This is a genomic window from Brevundimonas sp. (assembly GCF_023259385.1).
Classification (GTDB): Bacteria; Pseudomonadota; Alphaproteobacteria; order Caulobacterales; family Caulobacteraceae; genus Brevundimonas.
Genome location: NZ_JAHFPF010000106.1, coordinates 1 through 10,769 on the forward strand (window position 1 = coordinate 1; position 10,769 = coordinate 10,769).

At 69.6% G+C, this 10,769-nt stretch carries 11 protein-coding genes; 5 read left to right on the forward strand and 6 right to left on the reverse strand.

What is annotated here, in order from left to right:
* A partial coding sequence (locus Q0C81_RS09625) for a hypothetical protein (protein WP_291836912.1) occupies positions 1-526 on the forward strand: 526 nt, incomplete at its 5' end.
* Positions 527-532: 6 nt separating this feature from the next.
* On the opposite strand, the gene Q0C81_RS09630 is transcribed toward Q0C81_RS09625, so the two are convergent.
* Both Q0C81_RS09630 and obgE read right to left on the reverse strand, forming a co-directional pair.
* The gene (locus Q0C81_RS09630) at positions 533-1,537 is read right to left on the reverse strand and encodes a DUF6624 domain-containing protein (protein WP_291836914.1); all 1,005 of its coding nucleotides are present in this window, start codon (positions 1,535-1,537) and stop codon (positions 533-535) included.
* A 51-nt stretch (positions 1,538-1,588) separates the two neighbouring features.
* Entirely contained in the window at positions 1,589-2,650 is a 1,062-nt protein-coding gene (gene obgE, locus Q0C81_RS09635) for a GTPase ObgE (RefSeq protein WP_291836916.1), read from the reverse strand.
* Positions 2,651-2,739: 89 nt separating this feature from the next.
* On the opposite strand from obgE, the gene Q0C81_RS09640 reads away from it, so the two are divergent.
* Complete coding sequence (locus Q0C81_RS09640) at positions 2,740-3,516, forward strand: hypothetical protein (RefSeq protein WP_291836917.1); 777 nt, start codon at positions 2,740-2,742, stop codon at positions 3,514-3,516.
* Here Q0C81_RS09640 and Q0C81_RS09645 read toward each other — a convergent pair.
* Together Q0C81_RS09645 and ald are read right to left on the reverse strand one after the other, a co-directional pair.
* Complete coding sequence (locus Q0C81_RS09645) at positions 3,513-4,514, reverse strand: alpha/beta hydrolase (protein WP_291836919.1); 1,002 nt, start codon at positions 4,512-4,514, stop codon at positions 3,513-3,515. The genes Q0C81_RS09640 and Q0C81_RS09645 overlap by 4 nt on opposite strands.
* A gap of 181 nt (positions 4,515-4,695) precedes the next feature.
* The gene (gene ald, locus Q0C81_RS09650) at positions 4,696-5,811 is read right to left on the reverse strand and encodes an alanine dehydrogenase (RefSeq protein ID WP_291836921.1); all 1,116 of its coding nucleotides are present in this window, start codon (positions 5,809-5,811) and stop codon (positions 4,696-4,698) included.
* A 155-nt stretch (positions 5,812-5,966) separates the two neighbouring features.
* Between ald and Q0C81_RS09655 the strand changes: the two genes are divergently transcribed.
* The 3 genes from Q0C81_RS09655 to Q0C81_RS09665 are packed head-to-tail and all read left to right on the forward strand — an operon-like array spanning position 5,967 to position 8,365.
* Positions 5,967-6,434 carry an Lrp/AsnC family transcriptional regulator gene (locus Q0C81_RS09655; RefSeq protein WP_291836930.1) on the forward strand — a complete coding sequence of 156 codons (468 nt, stop codon included), beginning with the start codon at positions 5,967-5,969 and terminating at the stop codon, positions 6,432-6,434.
* Between the two features lie 38 nt (positions 6,435-6,472).
* Positions 6,473-7,141 (forward strand): AraC family transcriptional regulator, encoded by a 669-nt coding sequence (locus Q0C81_RS09660; RefSeq protein ID WP_291836923.1) that lies wholly within the window; start codon positions 6,473-6,475, stop codon positions 7,139-7,141.
* Between the two features lie 27 nt (positions 7,142-7,168).
* Complete coding sequence (locus tag Q0C81_RS09665) at positions 7,169-8,365, forward strand: hypothetical protein (protein ID WP_291836925.1); 1,197 nt, start codon at positions 7,169-7,171, stop codon at positions 8,363-8,365.
* A gap of 11 nt (positions 8,366-8,376) precedes the next feature.
* Here Q0C81_RS09665 and Q0C81_RS09670 read toward each other — a convergent pair whose 3' ends face one another.
* Both Q0C81_RS09670 and Q0C81_RS09675 read right to left on the reverse strand, forming a co-directional pair.
* Positions 8,377-9,828, reverse strand: coding sequence for an NAD-dependent succinate-semialdehyde dehydrogenase (locus Q0C81_RS09670; RefSeq protein WP_291836926.1), 1,452 nt, complete (start codon positions 9,826-9,828; stop codon positions 8,377-8,379).
* Positions 9,829-9,867: 39 nt separating this feature from the next.
* Positions 9,868-10,769, reverse strand: a 902-nt coding sequence (locus Q0C81_RS09675) for an MFS transporter (RefSeq protein ID WP_291836928.1), incomplete at its 5' end; no start/stop codon positions are given.

The window sequence follows — 10,769 nt, forward strand, 5'->3', positions numbered from 1 at the left end:
GGGCGTCCTGAAAGCCGCCGCCGGCCTCGCCGGCGCGCCCGCCCTGGTCGCTGTTCCCGCACGCGCACAGGTCCCGGCGCGCGCGGGCGAGTTCGACTTCCTGTCCGGCGAATGGCGTATCCGGAACCGGCGCCTCAAGGCTCCGGGCGACTGGGACGAGTTCGACGGCGAGGCGACCTGCTGGAGCATCCTGGGCGGCGTAGCCAGCGTCGAGGAGCTGCGCATCCCGGCGAGGGATTTCAGCGGCATGGGGCTGCGCACGCTCGACGCCGCCAACGGCGTCTGGCTGGACTACTGGATGAACGCCAGGACCGGCGTGCCCGGATCGACCGGCACGCCCGGCCGTTTCGTGGACGGCTTCGGCGATTTCGACGCCGCCGAGACCGACGATCAGGGACCGGTCATCTACCGCGGCTGCTGGGACCAGATCACCGCCACGAGCTGCCGCTGGCGTCAGGGCGCCTCCCGCGACGGCGGCGCATCGTGGGACTGGAACTGGATCATGCAGTGGAGCCGGTTCGCCTAGATCCTGTCAGCCGGCGAACCCGGCGCAGTGCGGCTGCATGTGCGCCTCGTACTCCACCAGGCTGCCGATCTCGGCTTCCTCGCGCAGCGCCTCGACCCGGTCGCGGTCCTCGATCTCGTTCGGCTCCCAGCGGCCGGGGCCCGTGCAGCGCCCCTGGGTGCCGTAGCGCTGCGGCCGGTTCTCGCTGACGGCGATCCGGTCCCAGAGATAGGCGTAGTTGCCGCGCGTGACCTCGCCCGATGCGACCAGCGGCTCCATCAGGGCCAGCACGTGCCGCTGGAAGTCGCGATCACGGTCGGCGTGCTGGGCCATCAGCCAGGCCGAGCTCGAGGCTCGTTCGCCCGTGGCTGAGATCGTGAACCAGCCGTTGGCCGCCACATCGGCCTTCAGCCAGGCGGTGTTGTCACGGTCGGTCAGGCAGGTGGCTCGCATCAGGCGTGACATCACCCGTCCCTTGGCGCCGGGGCTCAGTTCGCCCCAGATCTGCGGGCCGCCGGTCCAACTGTGGCGGTAAAGCTGGTCGCGCGCGGTCCGGCGCAGCAGCTCCCGCGACCGCGGACTGGTCTCGCTCTCGAGTTGCGCATAGCGGTCCGAGACCCATTTGAACGGCTCTTCGGTGGCGACCTGGCCGTGTTCGATCCCCTCGGCGAACAGGTCCCATTTCGCCCAGGCCTCGGCCGCCGCCGCGCGATCGTCGTCGAAAGCCGCCGCGTCCGCCGCGACCATGGCGGCGGCGAGGTTGGCCTGGAGTTCGGCCTCCGCCTCTGAAAGGCAGCGGCCGTTTCCGTCGATCACGGCGCGACGGAAGACGGCGTCGGACAGGGCGCTGAGGTCAGCGCCCTCCGCCTTCAGCGCCATGTAGTCGAAGGCTCTCGCGGCGTCGGCGTCCTCGGCCAACGCCGCGAGGGCCGGAGTCAGTTGCGGCGGCGTCTGCGTGGGCGCGCTCTGGAACCCGGAAAGGATCATACAGACCGCCATGGCGGCGACCGTCAGCGCAGCGTGTCGAACCATCGAAGAGCCCCTCATTCTCCTTTGGGAGAACAGGGGCGTTTCAAGGCAGGATCAAGGCGCCCAGCCGCCGGGGGTCTCGACCACGCCTTCGTCCTCGTCGTCCACGCGGGTCAGCTCGCCGCGCGTCTTGCGCACCTCGTTCCAGGCCGCGCGCAGCAGCGGGGTCACGCCCTCGCCGGAGACGCCGGACACCAGGAACGGTCGCTTGCCCGATACGGCCTCCAGCTCGGCGGCCTTGGCGTCGCGCTCTTCCGGCGACAAGGCGTCGATCTTGTTCAACGCCAGCAATTCCGTCTTGTCGGCCAGGCCCTCGCCGTAGGCGTCCAGCTCGCCGCGGATGATCCGGTATGCTCCGGCCACGTCCTCCTGCGTCCCGTCGATCAGGTGGATCAGCGAGGCCGAGCGTTCGACGTGGCCCAGGAAGCGGGTGCCCAGACCCGCGCCCTCGTTGGCGCCCTCGATCAGGCCCGGGATGTCGGCGATGACGAAACGCTCGGTGGGCGACAGGTCGACCATGCCCAGGTTGGGCACCAGAGTCGTGAACGGATAGTCGGCGATCTTGGGCTTGGCCGCGCTGGCGGCTGACAGGAAGGTCGACTTGCCCGCGTTGGGCAGGCCCGCCAGGCCGATGTCTGCGATCAGCTTCAGCCGCAGCCAGATCCAGCGCTCCTGGCCTTCCTGGCCCGGATTGGCGTAGGTCGGCGCCTGGTTGGACGGGCCCTTGAACCGGGTATTGCCCCAGCCGCCGTTGCCGCCCTTGAGCAGCATCTCGGTCTTGCCGGCGTAGTCCATGTCCAGCAGGACCGTCTCCTTGTCTTCGTCCAGCACCTGGGTGCCGACCGGGACCTTCAGGATCACGTCCTCGCCCTTGCCGCCGTGCATCTGGCGGCCCTGGCCGTGGTGACCGGTCTGGGCCTTGAAATGCTGCTGGTAGCGGAAGTCGATCAGGGTGTTCAGGCCGTCCATGGCCGTGATCCAGACGTTGCCGCCATGGCCGCCGTCGCCGCCGTCCGGCCCGCCGTTGGGAATGAACTTTTCGCGGCGGAACGAAACGGAGCCTCCGCCGCCGTTGCCGGAGCGGATATAGATCTTGGCCTGGTCGAGAAACTTCATCGGCGGCTTATGCCGCAAGAGAGCGGCGATTTACAGGCGGCGCGCATCACCTCACCCTCCACGGGGTGAAGATCTCGTCCGAAAGCCTGATGAACATGCTGACGCCGCTGAAGGCGGCGGACACGGCGCGTGAGGATCGGCTCAAGGCCGCGGCCGAGGCGAGGCTGCGCGACGCCAGGGCCGCCTCCGAGACGCTCCGGGCGAAGAGCAGCCAGGCCTCGGAAGAGCGCAAGGCTGCGGCGCGCCAGAAGATCGAACAGCTGAAGGCGCGGCTGCAGATGCTGCGCTCCATGGCTACCGTCGATCCGAAGGGCACAGCGCGGATTGCGGCCCAGATCGCGCGCGAACTGGGCGCGGCGGTCAAGGAATATGCGGCGGCGGGCGGCGTGACCTCCGGCGTGGGGGTGGGCGGCGCGCCGGCGGCTCCGGTCTCGGGCTCCGACGCGGCCGGAGCCCAGGGCGATGCGGCCGCCGGTGGCGAGGGCTCGCCCGTCGCCTCCGGAGAGCAGACCCCGACGGGCGAAACGCAGGCCGGCGAGACCGACGCCGGCAAGGGGGATGTGGGCAAGACCGCCAATCCCTATCAACAGGCCATCGACGAGCAGAAGGCGCAGGTCGCCGACATGGCCCGCCGCAGCGGCCAGCAGCAGGCCGACAGTGAGTTGATGGCCGATGTCCGCAAGATGGCCGCCGAACTGAAGGCCCTCGTCCGCGCCGCCACCGAGCGCGCCAAGGCCGGCAAGGACGACGACGCCATGTCGCCGCAGGAAGCCGCCGAACTGGACAAGGCCGTCGCCGAAATGGACCGCCAGGTCGGACAGGCCGGCGCCGATCTGGGCGGTGGCCTAGTGTCGCTGATCGTCTAGAGGACGCCGATTCCCTTCAGCCAGGTCTCGACCAGTCCGGGCCAGACGGTATCCGGGCTCTCCTTACGCCTCAGGCCGAAGGCGTGCCCGCCCCTGGCGAACAGATGCACCTCCGCCGGCACCTCGGCGGCGTCGAGCGCCCGGGCGTAGAGGGTGCTGTTGCAGACGTCGTCCACCGGATCGTCCCAGGCCTGCAACAGGAAGGTCGGCGGGGTCCGTCCGGTGACGCGGAGGCCCGGATCCATCGTGCCGCCGCGACGGCAGATGTGGCCGGGGAAGAAGGCGATGGCGAAGTCAGGACGGCTGCTGATCCGGTCGGCGGCGTCGACCGGCGTGTAGGCGGGCTCAAAGATGTTGCTGGTCTGGGCGACCAGATACCCGCCGGCCGAGAAGCCCATGACGCCGATCTTGTCGGGATCGATCTGCAGTTCGGCCGCCCGGGCGCGAACCAGCCGGATGGTGCGCTGGGCGTCCTGCAGCGCGCGCGGCACGTCTGGCGTGATGCTGCAGCGGCACTCCGGGTTCCAGTAGTGGTTGCTGCCCGGGACGCGGTATTTGGACAGGATGCAGGTGATCCCTTTCGAGGTGATCCAGCCGCAGATCTCCGTGCCTTCGATGGTCAGGACGACGACGCGGAAGCCGCCGCCCGGGAAGACCACGATGGCGGCGCCGGTGTTGCGGCCCTTGGGCGGAAAGACCGTCATGGTCGGGACGGAGACGTCGAGGACGGCCTGCGAGGTCGTGCCGCCGATGGCGTCCGGCGTGTGCCTGGTCAGGACGCTTTCGGGCGGCTGGGTCATGCCGGCCATGTCCGGCGCGACGCCGGGCCAGATGGGGGTCTGGATCAGGCCTTCGGGCTGCCGCCAGACGCCGACGTGCGTTCCAATCTCCTGAGGCGCGGTCGTCGGCGCCGCACGGTGCGGTTCCGCCTCGGGCCTTTCGGTGCAGGCCAGCGCGCCGCTGACGGTCGCCACCGCGACCACAACGATCAGGATCACTCTCATTCCGGACATCGGCGCGTCTCCCCTGTGCCGGGGAAAGCTAGCCACGGCGACGGAGGCCTCACAAAGGATGAGAACTCCAGCCTGCCCCGAGATAATTTCATGACCGGGCGCCAGAACGAAAGCGGGCGGGACCGTCGCCGATCCCGCCCGCTCATCTGTCGGTCTGGTGGAAGGCCTATTTGGCCCAGACGCCGAACGGATCGCTCCACGGCATGTCCAGCGCCTCGGCGACGGCCGGATAGGTCAGCTCGCCCTTCAGCACGTTCAGGCCGCGCGCCAGGTGCGGGTTGTCCTTCAGGGCGTCCAGGCCCTTGTCCGCCAGCGCCAGACCGAAGGGCAGGGTGGCGTTGTTAAGGGCTTCCGACGAGGTGCGCGGGGCGGCGCCCGGCATGTTGGCCACGCAGTAGTGGACGACGCCGTCGATGACGTAGGTCGGGTCTTCGTGGGTCGTGGCGTGGCTGGTCTCGAAACAGCCGCCCTGGTCGATGGCGACGTCGACCAGCACCGAGCCGGGCTTCATCGACTTCAGGTGTTCCTTCTTGATCAGCTTGGGCGCCTCGGCGCCCGGCACCAGCACGGCGCCGATGATCACGTCGGCCTTGACCAGTTCCTCTTCGATCGCGCCGATCGAGGAATAGCGGGTGATGACCCGGCCCTGCGTAACTTCGTCGATGTAGGCCATGCGCGGGATCGAGCGTTCCAGCACCACGACTTCGGCGCCCAGGCCCATGGCCATGCGGGCCGCGTTCAGGCCGACGACGCCGCCGCCCAGCACCAGCACGCGCGCCGGAGCCACCCCCGGAACGCCGCAGAACAGCAGGCCCATGCCGCCGTTGTGCTTCAGCAGGGTCTCGGCGGCCGAGAAGACGGCGATCCGGCCGGCGACTTCCGACATCGGGGCCAGCAGCGGCAGGCCGCCCTGCGCGTTGGTCACGGTCTCATAGGCGACGGCCGCGCATTTCGAGGCGATCAGGCCCTTGGTCTGTTCGGGATCGGGCGCCAGGTGCAGGTAGGTGAACAGGATCTGGTCCTCGCGGAGCATTTCCCACTCGACCTTCTGCGGCTCCTTGACCTTCACGATCATGTCGTTGTTCGCGAAGATTTCGGCGGCGGTGTCGACGATCTTGGCGCCCGCCTTGACGTAGTCGGCGTCGGTGAAGCCGGCGCCCAGACCGGCGCCCTTCTCGATCGAGACGGCGTGGCCGTGGGACACGTACTCGCGCACGGCGGTCGGCGTCAGGCCGATGCGGTGCTCGTTCTTCTTGATTTCCTTGGGGACGCCGACGCGCATGGGGAGTTTCCTTGCCTGAACCGGGTACGAGCCACTCTGCGGCGGCCGCGTTTCGCGCGCAATCTAGCGGCGGTTTCCGCGCAGGTTCCTGTTCTTTTTGCTGACTGATCGACGTAAAGTCGCAGAATCTGCGAACGAGGCCGCCTGTGAAGACGATTTCCGCTGTCACCCTCGATGATACGGATCGGAAGATGCTTCGCGCCCTGCAGGGCGACGGGCGCATGACGAACGCCGATCTGGCCCGCGCCGTGAACCTGTCCGAGAGCGCCTGCCTGCGCAGACTCAGGGCGCTGGAGAGCGAAGGGGTGATCAGCCGCTACGCCGCCATCATCAATGAACGCGCCGTCGGCCTGCCGATCAGCGTTTTCGTGACGGTGACCCTCTCGTCCCAGGCCGAAGCCGCCCTGACCGCCTTCGAGACCGCCATCGCCACCGTGCCGGAGGTGGTCGAATGCTATCTGATGACCGGCGGCTCGGACTATCTGCTGCGTCTCGTGGTCCGCGACGTGGACGACCTGGAACGGGTCCACTCTCGCGAACTGACCCGCATCCCCGGTGTGACGCGGGTGTCGTCCAGCGTGGCGATGCGGACGGTGGTCAAGCGCGGCGCATTACCGGTTTGACACTGGACCCCGACCGATCCCGCCCCCAGTTTGGCGGGGTGGGCCATTCGCTTTTCCAGACCCTGACCGCCGGCGGCCGCATGGAGCGGCATCGCCACGCGCACGCCTACGCCGCCCTGGTGCTGTCCGGCGGCTATGTCGAGGCGGGGGATCGGGGCCGCTTTCGCGCCGCGCCGGGCCAGGTGCTGATCCACGGCGCCTGGGAATCCCACATGGACGCCGTGTCGGCCTCGGGGGCGGTGGTGCTGAACCTGCCCTTCGCCGACCCAGTGGCTTTCGGCGTCGGCCGGATCGCCGATCCCGACGTCGTCGCGCGGGCCGCCCGGCGTGACATGGTCGAGGCCCTGGGGCTGTTCCGTGAAGCGCTGACGCCCGCGTCGGACGACGGAGGCGACTGGCCCGACCTGCTGGCGGCCGCGCTTCGCAGGGGACCGGAGGTCGGACTTGAGGCCTGGGCGGCCGGGGCCGGCCTGGCGCCCGAAACGATCAGCCGGGGCTTCCGCCAGGTCTTCGGCACGACGCCCCGACGATACCGCGCCGAGCAGCGGGCGCTGAGGGCCGCTCGGGCGCTTCAACGGCGCGAGGACCCGCCGGCGGCGCTGGCGGCCGAGCTCGGCTTCGCCGACCAGGCCCACATGAGCCGCGCTGTCGCCGCCCTGACCGGCCTTCCGCCAGGACGGCTTCGGGTCAAGTCGGTTCAATCCTGAGGCTCCGGGCTCGACTAGGTCTGGGCCATGGATCGACGCACCCTCCTCACCGCCGCCCTCGCCGCGCCCCTGGCGCCCGCCGTTCTGCTGACCATGCCGTCGTCTGCTCGGGCGCGGCCGCAAGCTTCGGGATCGAGCCGTCCGCCCGGCCGCACCGACTGGCGGGTGCAGGATTCCGAGGGGCAGGACGCCATCGCCTTCCTGGCGCCCCTGTCGGGCCGTGAGCTCTACACGCGCTACTACGCCGAAGATGTCGCCGCCTTCGCGCCCCGCCTGCCGGAGGCGGTGCGGCGCGCCGTCCCGGCTCTATGGCAGACGGCCGAGGATGACGGCTTCGGCCTGTTCTCGCCGAACCTGAACACCATCCTGTCCCACGCCGACCGCGACGCGACCCTGGACGACATGATCGCCGCCCTGGCCGATCCGGAGTCGATCGTCCATCCGACCTATCAGGCCGGTCCCTACTGGGACCAGAAGGACTGGGACTGGTTCGTCCGTCATGCGCCGGAGACGCGCACGATTCTGGAGGCGATGAAGACCGCCGGCTTCCCCGCCTGGCGCCGCGAGCGGGCCGGCGCGGCGCTGGAGGCCGGACTGACCATGCTGCGCGCCGCCCTGCCGGCCTTCGACATCATCAAGGTCGAGGAGAAGTTGACGGGACGGACCTTCGATCCCCGCATCGACATCACCCTGCTGCAGTTCTCCAAGCCCCATGGGATCAAGGTGCACGGCCAGCGCTTCCTGCAATCGGCCGACTACGACGTGGGCCTAACCGTCCGGATCGCCGCCCATGAGCTGCTGCATCCGCCCGTGCCGATGGACGGCCCGACGGCCCTGGCGGCGCTGGCCGTGCTGGAAAGGGATCCGCTGATCCCCCGCATCGTTCGCGAGCATGATCCCCGCTTCGGCTACACGACCCTGGAAGGCGTCCTGAACGAGGACCTCTGCCAGGCGCTGGACCAGACCGTCAGCGAAGTCCTCGGCGTGGCGCGCAATCCGGCCGACCGCTGGCGCACCCAGGACGACGGCATGCATGTGCTGGCGGCGGGACTCTACGGCCTGCTGCGCGAGGATCGCTGGTCGCGCGAGGGCGGCTCGATCGAGGCTTGGCTCGCCGACGCGGTTCGCCGGGGCCGGCTCGCGCCCGAGGTCCTGCATCCGGTCGCCGCCCGCGTGCTGGAACGGCCCGTCGACCGGCTCTGGCCGCTGGCCCCGGACGCGTAGCGAAGTCGCGCCTAGCGCAGGGCCAGGGTCACGGCCTTGATGTCCACATACTCGTCGATGCCGTGGACCGAGCCCTCCTTGCCGTAGCCGGAGGACTTCACCCCGCCGAACGGAGCCACGGCGGTCGAGATCAGGCCGGTGTTCACCCCGCACATCCCCGCCTCGATGCGGCGGCCGATGCGGAAGGCGCGGTCCAGGTCGCGGGTGAACAGATAGGAGGCCAGGCCGAACTCGCTGTCGTTGGCCTTGCCCAGCACCTCGTCCTCGGTCTCGAACGGGAAGACCGGGATCAGCGGACCGAAGGTCTCCTCCTCGCGGAACAGCTTGTCATCGCCGCCCAGGGTCACGGTCGGCTGGAAGAAGCGGCCGCCCAGTTCGTGGCGCGCCCCGCCGGTCAGAACTCGCCCGCCCGAGGCCTGCACCTTGGCCAGGTGGTCCTCGACCTTGGCGATGGCCTTGTCCTCGATCAGCGGCCCGACCTTGACCCCGGCTTCGAAGGCTGGACCGACGGGGATCTTCGCCACCTCGGCGGCCAGCTTTTCGGCGTAGGCTTCGGCGACCGACGCCTCGACATAGACGCGGTTGGGACAGACGCAGGTCTGGCCCGAGTTGCGGAACTTGCCCTTGATGGTCTCGGCCACCGCCAGGTCCAGGTCGGCGTCGGCGAAGACGATCAGGGGGGCGGCGCCGCCCAGCTCCATCGACACCCGCTTCAGGGTGGGGGCGCACTGCTCGGCCAGTTTGCGGCCGACCGGGGTCGAGCCGGTGAAGGACAGTTTGCGGATCAGGGGCGAGGCGGTCAGAACCCCGCCGATGGTCGCCGCGTCACCGGTGATGACGCTCAGCGCGCCCTTGGGCAGGCCCGCCTTGTAGGCCAGCTCCGCCAGGGCCAGGGCGGTGAACGGCGTCTGGCTGGCCGGCTTGACCACGGCGGAGCAGCCGGCGGCGAAGGCGGGACCCAGCTTGCGGGTCAGCATGGCCGCCGGGAAGTTCCACGGGGTGATCAGGGCGCAGGGGCCGACCGCCTCGCGGAAGGTCAGGATGACGTGGCCCAGCGGGCTGTCCTGGGTCTCGCCGATCAGACGTTCGGCCTGGCCCGCGAACCATTTGATGAACCCGTTGGCGTAGGCGACCTCACCCTTGGCCTCCTCGAACGGCTTGCCGTTCTCCAGCGCCATCAGGGCGCCCAGACCCTCGGTGTTCTCGTCGATCAGCCGCGCCCATTCGCGCAGGAAGGCGGCGCGCTTGTGCGGGTCGGACCGCGACCAGGCGGGGAAGGCCGCGTCGGCCGCCTGGATGGCCCGCTCGGTCTCGGCGGCGCCGAGGTCGGGGATGTGGCCGATGACCTCGCCCGTGGCGGGATCATCGACGGCGATCCGCTTCGCCCCCGTCACCGCCTCTCCGGCGATGAAGGCGTGTTCGCGAAGGAGCGCCAGGCCGGCGTCGCGGGCGGAGGTGTTCATGGTCAGTCGTCCGGTTCGGGGAGAAACGGAGGGAACGCGTCAGGTCTCGATCGTGTCCAGGTCGCGGCCCTTTGTCTCCGGCAGCCAGATCAGGCTGACGATGACCGCCACGACGGTGAAGGCGACCGAGTACCAGAGGCCGAAATAGATATTCCCCGACGCCGCCACCAGGGCGAAGCTGGCGGCGGGCAGCAGCCCTCCGACCCAGCCGGTGCCGATGTTGTAGGGCAGGCTCATCGCCGTATAGCGCACCCGGGTCGGGAACAGTTCGACCAGCGCCGCGGCCTGGGGGCCGTACAGGGCGCAGGCCGCGACCATGAAGATCATCAGGATGGCCCAGGTCAGCGGCATGTTGATCCGCGCCGGATCGGCCTTGGCCGGATAGCCGGCGGCGGTCAGGGCGGCCTTGGCGCGGACCTCGAGGTCCGCGCGCGCCGCCTTCAGCGCGGCCGGGGCCATGGCGCTTCCATCGATCGAGGCGACCTCGGCGTCGCCGACCCGGATCACGGCCGGCGCGCCGGCTGGAGCGTCGACGGTCTCATAGGGGACGCCGGCGTTGGAGAGGGCGATGCGGGCGATGTCGCAGGAGCTGGAGAAGACCGCCTTCCCGATCGGATCGAACAGCAGGTTGCAGTCGGCGGGGTCGGCCACGACGGTCACCGGGCTGGAGACCTGGGCCTCCGCAAGCGCCGGATTGGCGGCGCGGGTCAGGGCGTGGAAGCCCGGGAAGAAGGCGACCAGCGCCAGGATCATCCCGAACAGCATGACCGGCTTGCGCCCCATCTTGTCCGACAGCCAGCCGAAGAAGATGTAGAGGAAGGCCGAGGCTACGGTGACCATCAGCACCAGCTGATCGACCGTGTTCGTATCGACCTTCAGCACCTTCTCCATGAAGAAACGGGTGTAGAAATACCCGCAGTACCAGACCGCGCCCTGGGCGA